This window comes from Streptomyces sp. G45, assembly GCF_049542095.1.
Classification (GTDB): domain Bacteria; phylum Actinomycetota; class Actinomycetes; order Streptomycetales; family Streptomycetaceae; genus Streptomyces.
Genome location: NZ_JBMUZU010000001.1, coordinates 3,866,572 through 3,881,806, shown reverse-complemented (window position 1 = coordinate 3,881,806; position 15,235 = coordinate 3,866,572). Strand labels below are relative to the sequence as shown.

Genomic DNA, 15,235 nt, shown 5'->3' with positions numbered 1-15,235 from the left:
GCTGGGGGGCGGGGCGTCCGGGCGAAGCTCGGGTCCCTCCGCTCCCCGGCCTTTTCACGCCCATGAAAGTTAGTCATCAATTACTTACTAACCGGGTGGTCCGTCATGTCAGAGCAGATGTCCCAGCGCCCCGCGAAGCCACAGCGACCCGCGAAGCCGCAGCGAACAGCGCGCTCCGGAGGGACCGTCTGGGCCCTCGTCATCACCAGCGCCGCCGGATTCATGGCCGCCCTGGACAACCTCGTCGTCACCACCGCGCTGCCCTCCATCCGCGAGGACCTCGGCGGCGCCCTCGAAGACCTGGAGTGGACGGTCAGCGCGTACACCCTCACCTTCGCCGTGCTGCTGATGTTCGGCGCGGCCCTGGGGGACCGGTTCGGGCGCCGCAGGCTCTTCGGGGTCGGGCTCTCGATCTTCACCGCCGCCTCCGGAGCCGCGGCCCTCGCCCCCGGCATCGGCACGCTGATCGCCGCCCGCGCCGTCCAGGGCGTCGGCGCGGCCGTCATGATGCCGCTCACCCTGACGCTGCTCACGGCCGCCGTACCGGCCGCCAAACGCGGCATGGCGTACGGGATCTGGGGCGCCGTCAACGGCCTGGCCATCGCCAGCGGGCCCCTCATCGGGGGTGCCCTGACCGAACACGTCTCCTGGCAGTGGATCTTCTGGCTGAACGTGCCGCTCGGCCTCGCCCTGCTGCCGCTCGCCCGGCTGCGCCTCGCGGAGTCCCACGGCACCGGCGCCCGCCTCGACGCCGTCGGCACCCTCCTCGCCAGCGGCGGCCTCTTCGGCATCGTCTACGCCCTGATCCGCGGCAACGTCGACGGCTGGACCAGCGCGCCCGTGCTCGGCGGCCTCGTCGGCGGCGGTGCGCTGCTCGTCGCCTTCGTCGTGCACGGGATCCGCGCCGCCGCCCCGATGCTGCCCATGCGGCTCTTCCGCAGCCGCGCCTTCGCCGCGATCAACACCGCCAGCCTGCTGATGTTCGTCGGCATGTTCGGCTCGATCTTCCTGCTCAGCCAGTTCCTCCAGAGCGTGGTCGGCTACTCGCCCACCGAGGCGGGCCTGCGCATGCTGCCCTGGACCGGCATGCCGATGATCGTCGCGCCGGTCGCGGGCTACCTCTCCGACCGGATCGGCGGCCGCCCCGTCGTCACCGTCGGCCTCGCCCTCCAGGCCGTCGGCCTCGGCTGGTTCGCGGCCGTCGTGGCCACGGACGTGTCGTACGCCGCCCTGCTGCCCGCGCTGATCATCAGCGGCACCGGTATGGCCCTGTACTTCGCCCCGGCCGCCAACCTGGTCATGTCCAGCGTCCGGCCCGTCGAACAGGGCATCGCCTCCGGCGCCAACAACGCCCTGCGCGAGGTCGGCGGCGCCCTCGGCATCGCCGTCCTGGCGTCCGTCTTCTCCGCCCGGGGCGGCTACGAGTCGCCGCGGGCGTTCGCGGACGGCCTCGCGCCCGCGCTGTGGGTGGGGGCGGGGGCCGTGGGCCTGGCGGCCGTCTCCGCGGCGCTGTCGCCTGGGCGGCGGGCCCGGCGGGTGGGGGTGCTTCGGTGCCGGTGGAGGAGAAGGTGCCGGTCTCCTCTTGACGCGGGGGATCGGCGCTCCGCGCCTCGTCCTCAAACGCCGGACGGGCTGAAACGTTCCGCTTGCCCGCCGTCGTCGGCTCTCCGTGATCCACCGCTACCGCGGCGGATTTCCCCGCCCACCCGCCCCTACCGGGGCGGGTGGCCCACAGCGAGCCGATCCCACCCCCCCGCCAGGCGTTCGGCGGCGAGCCCGTAGCCGCGACGGATCCATCCAACCCGCCAGGCAGCTGGCGACGAGCCCGCAGCGCGACGGATCCACCCTGCCCGGTGTTCGAGGACGAGCGCGTCAGCGTGTTGATCCGGTCCGGTCCTGCCTGCCCGGCGTCTGACGACGGGCGCGCGGCGCGACGGATTCACCCCGCCCTGCGTTGGGCGACGGCCGCGTGGCGCGACGCTCCAGCCCGTACGGGGTTCAAGGGCGAGCCCGCAGCGCGTGCATCCCCGCCCGCCCGACGCTCTGTGACGAGCCCCGGCACCACCTCCCAGCCCGTCCGGCGCTTGAGGACAAGCGCGTCAGCGCGATGACCCCGCGCTCGGCGCTCGGCGCAGTAGACGAGCGGGTAGCACCACTCTCCAACCCGCCCGGCGTGCGGCACCGGGTGCCCAGCGCGACAGATTCAGCCCGCCTGACCGCCTGATGTGTGGTGAGGGGCGGACAGCGCGCCGGATTCTGCTGGCCTGGTGTGTGGCGCCGGGCGCGCCCAGCGCCACGGACTCAGCCCACCGGGACGTGTGACGACGAGCCCGCAGCGTCACGAACTCAGCCCGCCCGGCGTTTGAGGGCGAGCGCGGCAGCGCGGTGAATCAGCCCGTCCGGCGTTTGAGGACGAGGCGCGGAGCGGCGATGAGGGGGAGAGGGGCGCAGCCCCAGACGAGTGCGGTAGGGGGGCGGGCGGGCAGGTGGGGAGACCCCGGCCGGACCCCCGCTGGGCGCCCCGCCCGATACGGCGCTGGGCGCCCCGCCCGAAACGGCTCCGCATACCCTGGTGTGCGTGCAGGTACTTCATGACGCCCCGCTCGCCCCCCTGACCACCCTCCGGCTAGGAGGCCCCGCGGTGACCCTGATCACCGCGACCACCGACGCCGAGGTGATCGCCGCCGTCCGCGAGGCCGACGACTCCGGCACGCCGCTGCTGCTCATCGGCGGCGGCAGCAACCTGGTCATCGGCGACGACGGCTTCGCCGGAACCGCCCTGCGCATCGCCACCACCGGCTTCGCGCTCGACGGCACCACGCTGGAGCTGGCGGCGGGCGAGGTCTGGACGGACGCCGTCGAACGGACCGTCGACGCGGGCCTCGCGGGCATCGAATGCCTCGCCGGAATCCCCGGCTCCGCGGGCGCGACGCCGATCCAGAACGTGGGCGCGTACGGCCAGGAGGTCTCCCAGACGATCACCGAAGTGGTCGCCTACGACCGCCGCACCCGCGAGACGGTCACCCTGGAGAACGCCGACTGCGCCTTCTCGTACCGCCACAGCCGCTTCAAGGCCGACCCCGAGCGCTATGTGGTCCTGCGCGTCCGCTTCGCCCTGGAGGACGCGGACGGCATGAGCGCCCCGATCCGGTACGCGGAGACGGCCCGGACGCTCGGCGTCGAGGTCGGCGAGCGGGTCCCCGCCGCCACCGCCCGCGACACTGTCCTGAAGCTGCGCGCCGGGAAGGGCATGGTGCTCGACCCCGAGGACCACGACAGCTGGTCCGCCGGGTCGTTCTTCACCAACCCGATCCTCTCCGAAGAGGCGTACGCCGCCTTCCGCGCGCGCGTGGCGGAGCGGCTCGGCCCGGACACCGCCCCGCCCGCCTTCCCCACCGGCGACGGCCGCGTGAAGACCTCCGCCGCCTGGCTGATCGACAAGGCGGGCTTCACCAAGGGCTACGGCCAGGGCCCCGCCCGCATCTCCAGCAAGCACACGCTGGCCCTCACCAACCGCGGCGGCGCCACCACCGAGGACCTGCTCGCCCTGGCCCGCGAGGTCGTCGCGGGCGTCCGGGACGCCTTCGGGGTCACGCTCGTCAACGAGCCCGTGACCGTGGGCGTCAGCCTGTGACAGCGGGAGGCGGCAGGCGTCAGTAGGCGACGCCCACGCCCTGCTTCACCGTCGCCGGATCGTCGACCATCGTCAGCATCGCGTGCGCCACGTCGGCGCGCGCGATGGTCCGCGCGCTGCGCGGGTTGCGCCCCACGGCCGTGCGGTAGGAGCCGGTCAGCGGCTTGTCGAGGAGCCGCGGCGGGCGCACCGACGTCCAGTCCGTCGCGCTGCGCGCCAGCTCCGCCTCCATGACCCGCAGGTCCTCGTACACCGGCTTGAGCACCCGGCCCACCGCGGCCAGCATCAGGCGGTCGGCCAGCGGCTCCCGCTCCACCACCGGCGCCAGCGGCGCCGCGCTGACCACGAGCAGGCGGCGCACGCCCTCCGCCTCAAGGGCCCGCACCACGCTCCGCGTGAGCCGCGCCGCGACCCCCGCCCGCGCGTCCTTCAGGCCGCGCGCCCCAAGGCCGGACAGCACCGCGTCCCGCCCCGCCACGGCCCCGCGCAGCGCCCCGGCGTCCCCGGGGTCCGTCAGGCTCGCCCGCACCACCTCAAGGCCCGGCCCGCGCGCCGACAGCCGCGCCGGGTCGCGCACCACCGCCGTCACCCGGTGGCCCGCGGCGAGCCCCTGCCGCACGACCTCCTGGCCGATGCCTCCGGTGGCACCGAACACCGTCAGCCTCATCACACACCGCCTCTCGAGTGGGTGAGTATTCACTCACCTTTAGGGTGAGTGGGCACTCACCCCCACGTCAAGGCTGGTTGGAGCATCCATGGAGCAGAGGCCCACACGCGTCCGGATCCTGACGGCGGCCAAGGAGCTGATGGGGACCATCGGGCTCGCCCGCACCACCACCAAGGAGATCGCCAAGGCCGCGGGCTGCTCCGAAGCGGCGCTCTACAAGTACTTCGCGAACAAGGAGGAGCTGTTCGTGACGGTGCTCAGCGAGCGCCTGCCCGGCCTCGGCGCCCTCCTGGAGCGGCTCACCGCCGACCCCGGCGGCGCCACCGTCGAGGAGAACCTCACCGACATCGCCCGGCACGCCGCGCTCTTCTACGAGCAGACCTTCCCGATGGCCGCGTCCCTCTACGCCGAGCCCCAGCTCAAGCGCCGCCACGAAGACGCCATGCGCGCCCTCGGCACCGGCCCGCACCTGCCCCTGGAGGGCCTGGACGGCTATCTGCGCGCCGAACAGCGCGCGGGCCGCGTCCGCCCCGACGCCGACACCTACGCGGCCGCCTCGCTGCTCCTGGGCGCCTGCGCCCAGCGCGCCTTCGCCTACGACATGACCGCCACCGGCGAGCCCCCGCAGCCCCTCGACGCCTTCGCCGCGGGCCTCGCCCGCACCCTGCTCGGCGGCATCGGCTAGCGGCCCCGCGGCACCGGCGGCATCACCCGGCCAGCCACGCGTCCACTCCGGACAGCAACTCCTCCCGCACGGCCGCCGGGGCCGCCGAACCCCGCACCGACTGCCGCGCCAGCTCGGCCAGTTCGGCGTCCGTGAAGCCGTGGTGCTCCCGCGCGATCTCGTACTGCGCGGCCAGCCGCGAGCCGAAGAGCAGCGGGTCGTCGGCCCCGAGCGCCATCGGCACCCCGGCCTCGTACAGCGTCCGCAGCGGCACGTCCCCCGGCTTGTCGTAGACGCCGAGCGCGACGTTCGACGCCGGGCACACCTCGCAGGTCACGCCGCGCTCCGCGAGCCGCCTGAGCAGCCTCGGGTCCTCGGCCGCCCGCACCCCGTGCCCGATGCGCCGCGCGTGCAGGTCGTCCAGGCAGTCCCGCACCGACGCGGGCCCGGTCAGCTCCCCGCCGTGCGGCGCCGCGAGCAGCCCGCCCTCGCGCGCGATGTGGAAGGCCCGGTCGAAGTCCCGCGCCATGCCCCGCCGTTCGTCGTTGGAGAGCCCGAAGCCGACGATGCCCCGGTCCGCGTACCGCACCGCGAGGCGCGCGAGCGTACGGGCGTCCAGCGGGTGCTTCATCCGGTTCGCGGCGACCAGGACGCGCATCCCCAGGCCGGTCTCGCGCGAGGCGCTGTCGACGGCGTCCAGGATGATCTCCAGGGCGGGGATCAGCCCGCCGAGCCGGGGCGCGTACGACGTCGGGTCGACCTGGATCTCCAGCCACCCCGAGCCGTCCCGAAGGTCCTCCTCGGCCGCCTCCCGCACCAGGCGCCGGATGTCGTCGGGCTCCCGCAGGCACGAGCGCGCGATGTCGTAGAGCCGCTGGAAGCGGAACCAGCCCCGCTCGTCCGTGGCGCGCAGCTTAGGCGGCTTCCCGCCGGTCAGCGCCTCCGGCAGGTGCACGCCGTACTTGTCGGCCAGCTCAAGGAGTGTCGAGGGGCGCATCGACCCGGTGAAGTGCAGGTGCAGATGGGCCTTGGGCAGTTCTCTTACGTCACGTACGCGCTCCATTCCAGGATCTTGCCGTACGCGCCCCGCCTCCCGGTAGCGGCTTCTTCCCACGGGGGATGCGCCTGAACAAAGAAGCGGGCCGGGCAGCGCACCACATGGTGCACTGCCCGGCCCGCTTCCGCGGACGTCAGTCCCGCGCCTCGGCCAGCAGCTTCTGGATGCGCGAGACGCCCTCGACGAGGTCCTCGTCCCCCAGGGCGTACGAAAGCCGCAGGTACCCCGGCGTGCCGAAGGCCTCGCCCGGGACGACCGCGACCTCGACCTCGTCCAGGATCAGCGCGGCCAGCTCGACGCTGTTCCGCGGGCGCTTGCCGCGGATCTCCTTGCCGATCAGGGCCTTCACCGACGGGTAGGCGTAGAACGCGCCCTCCGGCTCCGGGCAGACCACGCCGTCGATCTCGTTGAGCATCCGCACGATCGTCCTGCGGCGCCGGTCGAAGGCCTCGCGCATCTTCTCCACGGCCGTCAGGTCACCGGAGACGGCGGCGATGGCGGCGGCCTGCGCCACGTTGGAGACGTTGGACGTGGCGTGCGACTGGAGGTTCGTCGCGGCCTTCACCACGTCCTTCGGGCCGATGATCCACCCCACGCGCCAGCCGGTCATCGCGTACGTCTTCGCGACGCCGTTCACCACGACGCACTTGTCGCGCAGCTCCGGCAGGAGCGCGGGCAGGGACGTGAACTCCGCGTCCCCGTAGACCAGGTGCTCGTAGATCTCGTCCGTCAGCACCCACAGGCCGTGCTCGTGCGCCCAGCGGCCGATGGCCTCCGCGTCGGCGCGGCTGTAGACCGCGCCCGTCGGGTTCGACGGCGACACGAAGAGCACGACCTTCGTCCGCTCCGTGCGCGCGGCCTCCAGCTGCTCCACGGAGACGCGGTAGCCGGTGGTCTCGTCGGCGACGACCTCGACCGGCACGCCGCCCGCGAGGCGGATCGACTCCGGGTACGTCGTCCAGTACGGCGCGGGCACGATGACCTCGTCGCCCGGGTCGAGGATCGCGGCGAACGCCTCGTAGATGGCCTGCTTGCCGCCGTTGGTCACCAGGATCTCGGCGGCCTCGGGCTCGTACCCCGAGTCACGCAGCGTCTTCGCGGCGATCGCGGCCTTCAGCTCGGGCAGGCCGCCCGCGGGCGTGTACCGGTGGTACTTGGGGTTCTTGCAGGCCTCGACGGCCGCCTCGACGATGTAGTCCGGCGTCGGGAAGTCCGGCTCGCCCGCGCCGAAACCGATCACCGGGCGCCCGGCGGCCTTGAGGGCCTTGGCCTTGGCGTCGACGGCGAGGGTCGCGGACTCGGAGATCGCGCCGATGCGGGCGGAGACCCGGCGCTCGGTGGGAGGAGTGACAGCGCTCATGCCCCCATCGTTCCAGAACCGGTTCGGCCCGGGCACACAGGATTCCCCTGTTCTCCCCTGTGACCGGATCGGCCTTCTCCCGCGCCTTGATCGGCTTTCCCACGTGCCTTGATCCGCGTTTGATCCGTGCTTGATCCGTGCTTGTTCCGTGCCCCGACCGGCCTTCCCGCGCGTTTCCCGCGCGACTGGATCGGCCCACGAGCCCGTTGTCGTTCGACGGGGCGCCGCTGAGCACGTACACTCTCTGGTCGTTGGCCCTCACCGGCCGCACCTTCCAACCGCACTCGGTGCACCTGGTCGGATGCTGTAGGTTGGGGGAATCCAAAGGGTCGTAGCTCAATTGGTAGAGCACTGGTCTCCAAAACCAGCGGTTGGGGGTTCAAGTCCCTCCGGCCCTGCTACACACACCTTCGCCAGGATGTGTGCGCATGTACGTACTGCAATGCACCGCCGTGCGGCTCAACCGGGCGCGGCACGGCCACGACCCGGAAATCAGGTGAGGACGAGTGACGGACGCCGTGGGCTCCATCGACATGCCTGATGCCCAGGACGAGGCGCCGGAGTCCAAGAAGAAGGCCCGCAAGGGCGGCAAGCGCGGCAAGAAGGGCCCCTTCGGCCGTCTCGCGCTGTTCTACCGGCAGATCGTCGCCGAGCTCCGCAAGGTTGTCTGGCCCACCCGCAGCCAGCTCACGACGTACACCACCGTCGTGATCGTCTTCGTCGTCATCATGATCGGCCTCGTGACCGTGATTGACTATGGGTTCAGCCACCTCGTCAAGTACGTCTTCGGCTGATCCGCAAGCGAAGGGCGCCGGGACCGGCGCCCCTTTCGCGTGTTCCACCCCTAAGTAGCCAGGAAGAAGCAGCCACCGTGTCTGACCCGAACCTGAACGACGACGCCATCGAGTCGGCGGAGTCCGTGGAGGACCAGATCGACATCGTCGAGGCTGCGGACGCCGTGGACCCGGACGAGGCCGAGGCTGCCGACGCCGTCGCGGGCGAGCCCGCCGAGGAGGCGGCGCTGCACGAGGAGTCCGACGACGCCGAGGCCGCCGCGGACGACGAGGACGCCTCCGACGACGAGGACGCCTCCGGCACCGAAGAGGCCGAGGCCGCCGCTGAGGAGTCCGACGAGTCCGCGGACGACGAGGAGCCCGCCGAGCCCGTCGACCCCATCGCCGCCCTGCGCGAGGAACTCCGCGGCCTGCCCGGCGAGTGGTACGTGATCCACACGTACGCCGGTTACGAGAACCGCGTGAAGACCAACCTGGAGCAGCGCGCCGTCTCGCTGAACGTCGAGGACTACATCTTCCAGGCCGAGGTGCCCCAGGAAGAGGTCGTCCAGATCAAGAACGGCGACCGCAAGACCATCCGCCAGAACAAGCTCCCCGGCTACGTCCTGGTGCGTATGGACCTGACCAACGAGTCCTGGGGCGTCGTCCGCAACACCCCGGGCGTCACCGGCTTCGTCGGCAACGCCTACGACCCGTACCCGCTGACCCTGGACGAGATCGTCAAGATGCTCGCCCCGGAGGCCGAGGAGAAGGCCGCCCGCGAGGCCGCCGAGGCCGAGGGCAAGCCCGCCCCGCAGCGCAAGGTCGAGGTCCAGGTCCTGGACTTCGAGGTCGGCGACTCGGTCACCGTCACCGACGGCCCGTTCGCCACGCTCCAGGCCACGATCAACGAGATCAACGCCGACTCGAAGAAGGTCAAGGGCCTCGTCGAGATCTTCGGCCGCGAGACCCCGGTCGAGCTGAGCTTCGACCAGATCCAGAAGAACTAGCCAGCTTGCGACAGAGCCCCTGACCAGCGGGAAACCGCTGGTCAGGGGCTCTGTCGTGCGCCCGCCGACATAGGCGGCACAGCTGTGTCCGGGTAAATGTGTCCGACACCACAACCATCGGGCACCCCGGGCTGTCTGACCTGGTAGACGGAAACCTCCCGGCCTTCCCTCCGCGCTCCACTCCACTCCACTTCACGCCACTCCGCACCAAGGGGCCCCTGCGGCCTCGGCGCGGCGATTTGTGGTGCTCTGTGGTGCCCTGCGGAGGTATGGCCGGGCGGGCTCATCCACCACGAGCAAGGGGACACCTCATGAGAGCTCGTAAGACCGCGATAGCCGCCTCCGCCTGCGCCTTCGTCCTGCTCGGCGCCGGATCCGCCCTCGCGGGCACCGGCCCCGCCCCCGCCCCCGACGCGCGGAAGACCCAGTCGACCGCGCCCTCACCGGACGGCAACCCGAACAGCACCCGGGCACGGGCCGCGGGGGTCTGTGCCGACGCCTACCAGATCGGGACCACCGCCTACATCGACCGGGGCGGCGCCCACGCGGCGTCCGTCAAGCAGTTCTACTCGCCCTCGTGCAAGGAGAACTACGGCTACGTGTGGGTGTGGAAGAGCTTCCGCGACAAGGTCAAGGACTACGACGTCTCCACCGGCGTCTACAGCTACTCCCGCGACGAGATCGTCGGTCAGGACTGGTGGAGCCAGACGAACAGCGCCGAGTTCTGGTCCTACCCCGCGGACACCGCCGACGAGTGCACCTCGGCGATCGGGATGCTGCGCGCGCCCGGCGACGCGCTGCCGGGCCAGGCCAAGACCTCCAAGCGCTGCTGAGCACCCCCGAGGGCCGCTGAACGCCGCTGAGTGCCTGCTGAGGTGCCGCTGAGCGCGCGGCCGGGCGGCCCGGTGCGGTGGGGCCTGCCGGAATACCGGTTTGGGCCCCGCCGCGTTACCCGTTATCGTAGGGCGGTATGCCTCCATCCGAATGATCCGGACGCTCCTGCCCAGGACCGCCCGACGATCTTGTACGGGATGGGGCTCAACACTCTCACTAGGACCCGGAGAGAGCAATGCCTCCCAAGAAGAAGAAGGTCACGGGGCTGATCAAGCTCCAGATCCAGGCCGGTGCCGCCAACCCGGCCCCGCCCGTCGGCCCCGCGCTGGGTCAGCACGGCGTGAACATCATGGAGTTCTGCAAGGCCTACAACGCCGCGACCGAGTCGCAGCGCGGCTGGGTCATCCCGGTGGAGATCACGGTCTACGAGGACCGTTCCTTCACCTTCATCACCAAGACCCCGCCGGCCGCGAAGATGATCCTCAAGGCCGCGGGCGTGGAGAAGGGCTCCGGCGAGCCGCACAAGACCAAGGTCGCCAAGATCACCGAGGCGCAGGTCCGCGAGATCGCCACCACCAAGATGCCCGACCTCAACGCCAACGACCTCGACGCCGCGTCGAAGATCATCGCTGGCACCGCCCGCTCCATGGGCATCACGGTCGAGGGCTGACCCCAGCCCTCGCGTGACGGCGCCGCACGACCGGCACCGTGACCTCAAGTGGCAGGGCCAGCGCTGGCCCGGACCACGAACTCCATACCTGAACCTCAGGAGTAGAAGTGAAGCGCAGCAAGACTCTCCGCGCTGCGGACGCCAAGATCGACCGGGACAAGCTGTACGCCCCGCTCGAGGCCGTCCGTCTCGCCAAGGAGACCTCCGCGACCAAGTTCGACGGCACCGTCGAGGTCGCCTTCCGCCTGGGTGTCGACCCGCGCAAGGCCGACCAGATGGTGCGTGGCACCGTGAACCTCCCGCACGGCACCGGTAAGACCGCCCGGGTCCTGGTCTTCGCGACCGGTGACCGTGCTGCGGCCGCGGAGGCCGCTGGCGCCGACATCGTCGGCGCCGACGAGCTGATCGACGAGGTCTCCAAGGGCCGCCTGGACTTCGACGCCGTCGTCGCCACGCCGGACCTCATGGGCAAGGTCGGCCGCCTCGGCCGCGTGCTCGGTCCGCGTGGTCTGATGCCGAACCCGAAGACCGGCACCGTGACCCCCGACGTCGCCAAGGCCGTCAACGACATCAAGGGCGGCAAGATCGAGTTCCGTGTCGACAAGCACGCGAACCTGCACTTCATCATCGGCAAGGCGTCCTTCGACGACACCAAGCTGGTGGAGAACTACGGCGCGGCCCTGGAGGAGATCCTCCGTCTGAAGCCGTCCGCCGCCAAGGGCCGCTACATCAAGAAGGCCGCCATCACCACCACGATGGGCCCCGGCATTCCGGTCGACCCCAACCGCACCCGCAACCTCCTCGTCGAGGAGGACCCGGCCGCCGTCTGACACTGACACCGGCCGCGCGTCTGGCGCGTATCCGACGGGTCCCGCAACCATCCGTGGTGCGGGACCCGTCCCGTTGTTCGGGTAGATGCTCGGGGAACGAGCTTTCCCGGAACGTGATTTCGACCATGTACGAGACACGAGGGGGCGGCCCGCGCTAGCGTGCTGGTCCTCCATGGACGCAAGGGGTGGGACGACATGAACGGCACGACAGCGCGCCGCGTGGCACTGGCGATCGCGGCCGCGGCGGCTCTGACTTCGGTGACCGCCTGCGGCTCCTCCGACGGCTCGGACGACTCCAAGGGCTCGTCGGTCAAGGCCAAGGACAAGGGCGGCCTCAGCGTCAGCCCGATCGCGGCCCTGCGCACCATCGAGAGCACCACCGACAAGGCCGACTCCGCCAAGGTCGAGTCGCAGACCACCATGGGCTCCAAGCTGTCCATGAACGCCAAGGGGGTCCTCGGCTGGTCCGACGGCCTCAAGGGCACCATGACCATCACGTACACCGGCGGCCAGATGGCCGAGACGATGCGCCAGACCGGCAGCACCAGCATGGAGGCCCGGTACCTGCCCGACGCCTACTACGCCAAGATGGGCGAGCAGTTCGCGGCCCAGGCGGGCGGCAAGCACTGGGTGAAGTACCCGTACGCGTTCCTGGAGCAGGTCGGCGGTGCCTCGGGCGCGTACATGAAGGACGCGATGCAGAACAGCACGCCGCACCAGTCGGTGAAGATGCTGCTCGCCTCCGGCGACGTGAAGAAGGTCGGCGAGGAGAAGGTCCGGGGCGTGAACACCACGCGCTACTCGGGCACGGTCGACGTCGCCGAACTCGCCGAGCGGTCCTCCGGCCTCAGCGAGACCCAGCTCAAGGAGATGAAGACCCAGCTCGAACAGGCCGGGATCACCACCGAGACCATCGACATCTGGGTCAACGACGAGAACCTGCTGGTCAAGAAGGTCGAGAAGGGCCAGATGAACACCGGCGAACTCTCGGCCACCGCCTACTACAGCGACTACGGCACCGAGGTCTCGGCGGAGGAGCCCCCCGCCGACGACACCACGGACGTCAAGGAGCTGATGAACAAGCAGCCCACGACCTGACCGCCCACGACCTGACCGCGGCGACATCCGGGAGGAGACCCGCTCGTACGGTCGGGTAATCTCGCCCCACCACAGGACGTGGATCAAATGTTCCTTTAGGGGTGGGGTCTTGAGCATTTCCGTACGTACCGGGCGTCGCAGAGTCGTGACCGCCGCGCTGGCGGCCGCCTTGCTGGCCGGCGGCGCGGTGGCCTGCGGCTCGGAGAAGGGCGGGAAGGGCGACAAGGCCGGGGACGACCTGTCGCCCGCCGCGGCCGTCAAGAAGGCCGCCCGGAACAGCGAGGAGCTGAAGTCCTTCAGCTTCCGCATGAAGGGCCAGGCGCCCGAGGACGGCGCCTTCCAGGGCGAGGCGTCGATGAACGTCGAGCCGCTCGCGATGCGCATGAAGCTGAGCGCCCCCAAGCAGGGCCCCGACAAGGTCGAGATGCGCCTGGTCGACGGCGGCCTCTACCTCGGCGGCGGCAAGCCCAGCCCCGAGGCCGACGGCAAGAGCTGGATCAAGTTCGACGCCAAGACCCTCGGCAAGGGCGCGCCCAACAAGCCCGCCCCCACCTCCGCCACCGGCACGGCCGAGCAGAACCCGGCCGCCGAGTCCGCCCTGCTCAGCGGCGCCGACGACGTGGAGAAGGTCGGCGAGGAGACGATCGAGGGCGTCGAGACCACCCACTACCGGGGCACGGTCACGCTGGACCAGATGCGCGCGGAGCTGAAGGAGAAGGACGCCAAGACCCGCGAGCGCCAGGAGAAGAACATCGAGAAGTACGAGGGCATGGGCCTCGACAAGCTCTCCATGGACATCTGGATCGACGGCGACCAGCACACCAAGCGCTTCCGCACCCAGGGCAAGGCCGACAAGGGCAAGCTCGACATGACGATCACGTTCTTCGACGTGAACAAGCCGGTGACGGTCACGGCGCCGCCGAAGAAGGAGGTCATGGACCTCGCCGGGATGATGAAGGACGCGGGCGGCACCCGCTGACCCGATTTGCTTGACGCCGACTGCTTCGCGTAGCCTTCCACAGAAGCCAAAGACCGCTGGTCGTTGTCGTGTGCTCGCAAGAGGGCGCGGCGGCCGAAGGATCCGCTTGAACTGCGGACGACCCGCGCAGGTGACTGTGGAAGTGCTCCTGGGCATGGTCGTGCCCGGTCGAGCTCACGCCCCGTGCGCCTGCGCCGGGGCGTTTCGTTTTGCAGAGCCCCTTCCTCGTGTGCCTGATGCAGGCGGTCCGGCGACGCGCGGCTGATCGACAGGTCAGTCGAGGATCATCACCCCGGAAGGAGGCCGAGGCTCATGGCGACGTCCGACAAGGTCGCAGCCGTCGAGGAGATCACGCAGAAGCTGCGCGACTCCAACGCTGCTGTTGTGACTTCCTACACCGGACTGAGCGTGGCGCAGCTCAAGCAGCTCCGCCGTTCTCTCGGCGACAACGCTCAGTACCGTGTGGTGAAGAACACGCTGACCAAGATCGCGGCCAACGAGGCCGGGATTCAGCTCGACGAGCACCTCAAGGGCTCGACGGCTGTCGCCTTCGTGACCGGTGACCCGGTCGAGGCGGCGAAGGGTCTGCGTGACTTCGCCAAGGACAACCCCGCCCTCGTCATCAAGGGCGGCGTCCTTGACGGCAAGGCGATGTCCGCGGACGACATCAAGAAGCTTGCGGACCTTGAGTCCCGCGAGGTTCTGCTCAGCAAGCTGGCCGGTGCCTTCAAGGCGAAGCAGTCCCAGGCTGCCTCCGTCTTCCAGGCGCTGCCGTCGAAGCTCGTCCGCACCGTGGACGCGCTGCGCGCCAAGCAGGCCGAGCAGGGCGGTGCCGAGTAACTCGGCTCGCACATTGACCGCCGCTGCCTGAGGCGACGGTCACAGCGGGCCAGACGTCAACGCAGTAACGCCGCAAGGCGCACGCCCGCCACACCAGTACATCCGGCACCTGCCGATTGAGTGGAAGGACCGCCATCATGGCGAAGCTCACCAAGGACGAGCTGCTCGAGCAGTTCGAAGGCATGACCCTCATCGAGCTCTCCGAGTTCGTCTCCGCCTTCGAGGAGAAGTTCGACGTCACCGCCGCCGCTGCCGCGCCGGTCGTCGTCGCCGGTGGTGCCGCTGGCGGCGCCGCCGCCGAGGCCGCCGAGGAGAAGGACGAGTTCGACGTCATCCTCACCGGCGCCGGCGACAAGAAGATCCAGGTCATCAAGGTCGTGCGTGAGCTGACCTCCCTGGGTCTGAAGGAGGCCAAGGACCTCGTCGACGGCACCCCGAAGCCGGTCCTCGAGAAGGTCGCCAAGGACGCCGCGGACAAGGCCAAGGAGGCCCTCGAGGGCGCCGGCGCCTCCGTCGAGGTCAAGTAAGACCTCACGGGTCGTCCACGCGACTCCCTGAGCCCGCGGCCCCCTGAGGACCGCACGGCTCCCGCGCTGTAACGCGCACGTACCGAAGGGCGATCACCCAACTGGGTGGTCGCCCTTCGGCATGTTCGTGACGGCTGCCTTGCACTGGCGGCACCGGCGAGTATGGTGATCTTCGTTGTGCCCCCGAGCGGCCCGGACGGCTCCGCGGCCGGTGCCCCTCAGGGCAGGGGGGCCTTGACGAACCGCACGCAGCGCGCAATTCTCAGGACGCGTCGTCACAAGGAACGGCAGC

General features: G+C 70.6%; 15 protein-coding genes and 1 tRNA gene. 13 read left to right on the top strand and 3 right to left on the bottom strand.

Features of this window, described 5'->3' with window-relative positions; translation table 11 throughout:
* Positions 1–105: 105 nt before the first annotated feature.
* The gene (locus ACOBQU_RS15785) at positions 106–1,782 is read left to right on the top strand and encodes an MFS transporter (protein ID WP_423627575.1); all 1,677 of its coding nucleotides are present in this window, start codon (positions 106–108) and stop codon (positions 1,780–1,782) included.
* Between the two features lie 796 nt (positions 1,783–2,578).
* Positions 2,579–3,634 (top strand): UDP-N-acetylmuramate dehydrogenase, encoded by a 1,056-nt coding sequence (locus ACOBQU_RS15780; RefSeq protein ID WP_423627573.1) that lies wholly within the window; start codon positions 2,579–2,581, stop codon positions 3,632–3,634.
* Positions 3,635–3,653: 19 nt separating this feature from the next.
* On the opposite strand, the gene ACOBQU_RS15775 is transcribed toward ACOBQU_RS15780, so the two are convergent.
* A complete protein-coding gene (locus ACOBQU_RS15775; protein ID WP_423627571.1) occupies positions 3,654–4,301 on the bottom strand; it encodes an NAD(P)-dependent oxidoreductase in 648 nt (215 codons plus the stop codon).
* Between the two features lie 88 nt (positions 4,302–4,389).
* On the opposite strand from ACOBQU_RS15775, the gene ACOBQU_RS15770 reads away from it, so the two are divergent.
* Positions 4,390–4,986, top strand: a complete 597-nt coding sequence (locus ACOBQU_RS15770; RefSeq protein ID WP_423627570.1) for a TetR/AcrR family transcriptional regulator — start codon at positions 4,390–4,392, stop codon at positions 4,984–4,986.
* 22 nt (positions 4,987–5,008) lie between these two features.
* On the opposite strand, the gene ACOBQU_RS15765 is transcribed toward ACOBQU_RS15770, so the two are convergent.
* Together ACOBQU_RS15765 and ACOBQU_RS15760 are read right to left on the bottom strand one after the other, a co-directional pair.
* A complete protein-coding gene (locus ACOBQU_RS15765; protein ID WP_423627569.1) occupies positions 5,009–6,028 on the bottom strand; it encodes an adenosine deaminase in 1,020 nt (339 codons plus the stop codon).
* Positions 6,029–6,155: 127 nt separating this feature from the next.
* Entirely contained in the window at positions 6,156–7,382 is a 1,227-nt protein-coding gene (locus ACOBQU_RS15760; RefSeq protein ID WP_423627567.1) for a pyridoxal phosphate-dependent aminotransferase, read from the bottom strand.
* A gap of 325 nt (positions 7,383–7,707) precedes the next feature.
* On the opposite strand from ACOBQU_RS15760, the gene ACOBQU_RS15755 reads away from it, so the two are divergent.
* The 10 genes from ACOBQU_RS15755 (at position 7,708) to rplL (ending at position 14,943) form a co-directional block, all read left to right on the top strand.
* Positions 7,708–7,780, top strand: a tRNA-Trp gene (locus ACOBQU_RS15755).
* Between the two features lie 108 nt (positions 7,781–7,888).
* A complete protein-coding gene (gene secE / locus ACOBQU_RS15750) occupies positions 7,889–8,176 on the top strand; it encodes a preprotein translocase subunit SecE (protein ID WP_423627565.1) in 288 nt (95 codons plus the stop codon).
* A 77-nt stretch (positions 8,177–8,253) separates the two neighbouring features.
* Entirely contained in the window at positions 8,254–9,165 is a 912-nt protein-coding gene (nusG, locus tag ACOBQU_RS15745) for a transcription termination/antitermination protein NusG (protein ID WP_423627563.1), read from the top strand.
* Positions 9,166–9,476: 311 nt separating this feature from the next.
* Complete coding sequence (locus ACOBQU_RS15740; RefSeq protein WP_423627561.1) at positions 9,477–9,998, top strand: hypothetical protein; 522 nt, start codon at positions 9,477–9,479, stop codon at positions 9,996–9,998.
* Between the two features lie 236 nt (positions 9,999–10,234).
* Positions 10,235–10,669, top strand: coding sequence for a 50S ribosomal protein L11 (rplK, locus tag ACOBQU_RS15735; RefSeq protein ID WP_016645192.1), 435 nt, complete (start codon positions 10,235–10,237; stop codon positions 10,667–10,669).
* A gap of 107 nt (positions 10,670–10,776) precedes the next feature.
* A complete protein-coding gene (gene rplA, locus ACOBQU_RS15730) occupies positions 10,777–11,499 on the top strand; it encodes a 50S ribosomal protein L1 (RefSeq protein ID WP_190134838.1) in 723 nt (240 codons plus the stop codon).
* Positions 11,500–11,694: 195 nt separating this feature from the next.
* Positions 11,695–12,597, top strand: a complete 903-nt coding sequence (locus ACOBQU_RS15725) for a hypothetical protein (protein WP_423627558.1) — start codon at positions 11,695–11,697, stop codon at positions 12,595–12,597.
* A gap of 145 nt (positions 12,598–12,742) precedes the next feature.
* On the top strand, positions 12,743–13,576 hold the full coding sequence (locus tag ACOBQU_RS15720; RefSeq protein WP_423627556.1) for a DUF1396 domain-containing protein: 834 nt from the start codon (positions 12,743–12,745) through the stop codon (positions 13,574–13,576).
* A 312-nt stretch (positions 13,577–13,888) separates the two neighbouring features.
* The gene (gene rplJ, locus ACOBQU_RS15715) at positions 13,889–14,416 is read left to right on the top strand and encodes a 50S ribosomal protein L10 (RefSeq protein ID WP_423627554.1); all 528 of its coding nucleotides are present in this window, start codon (positions 13,889–13,891) and stop codon (positions 14,414–14,416) included.
* A gap of 137 nt (positions 14,417–14,553) precedes the next feature.
* Complete coding sequence (gene rplL, locus ACOBQU_RS15710; RefSeq protein ID WP_423627553.1) at positions 14,554–14,943, top strand: 50S ribosomal protein L7/L12; 390 nt, start codon at positions 14,554–14,556, stop codon at positions 14,941–14,943.
* The last annotated feature ends 292 nt before the right edge of the window (positions 14,944–15,235 follow it).

Bases quoted from the DNA above. Each gene is read 5' to 3' on its own strand.
- ACOBQU_RS15785 (WP_423627575.1), top strand. From the start codon at position 106: ATGTCAGAGCAGATGTCCCAGCGCCCCGCGAAGCCACAGCGACCCGCG.
- ACOBQU_RS15775 (WP_423627571.1), bottom strand. From the start codon at position 4,301: ATGAGGCTGACGGTGTTCGGTGCCACCGGAGGCATCGGCCAGGAGGTC.
- ACOBQU_RS15770 (WP_423627570.1), top strand. From the start codon at position 4,390: ATGGAGCAGAGGCCCACACGCGTCCGGATCCTGACGGCGGCCAAGGAG.
- ACOBQU_RS15765 (WP_423627569.1), bottom strand. From the start codon at position 6,028: ATGGAGCGCGTACGTGACGTAAGAGAACTGCCCAAGGCCCATCTGCAC.
- ACOBQU_RS15760 (WP_423627567.1), bottom strand. From the start codon at position 7,382: ATGAGCGCTGTCACTCCTCCCACCGAGCGCCGGGTCTCCGCCCGCATC.
- ACOBQU_RS15740 (WP_423627561.1), top strand. From the start codon at position 9,477: ATGAGAGCTCGTAAGACCGCGATAGCCGCCTCCGCCTGCGCCTTCGTC.
- rplK (WP_016645192.1), top strand. From the start codon at position 10,235: ATGCCTCCCAAGAAGAAGAAGGTCACGGGGCTGATCAAGCTCCAGATC.
- ACOBQU_RS15725 (WP_423627558.1), top strand. From the start codon at position 11,695: ATGAACGGCACGACAGCGCGCCGCGTGGCACTGGCGATCGCGGCCGCG.
- rplJ (WP_423627554.1), top strand. From the start codon at position 13,889: ATGGCGACGTCCGACAAGGTCGCAGCCGTCGAGGAGATCACGCAGAAG.
- rplL (WP_423627553.1), top strand. From the start codon at position 14,554: ATGGCGAAGCTCACCAAGGACGAGCTGCTCGAGCAGTTCGAAGGCATG.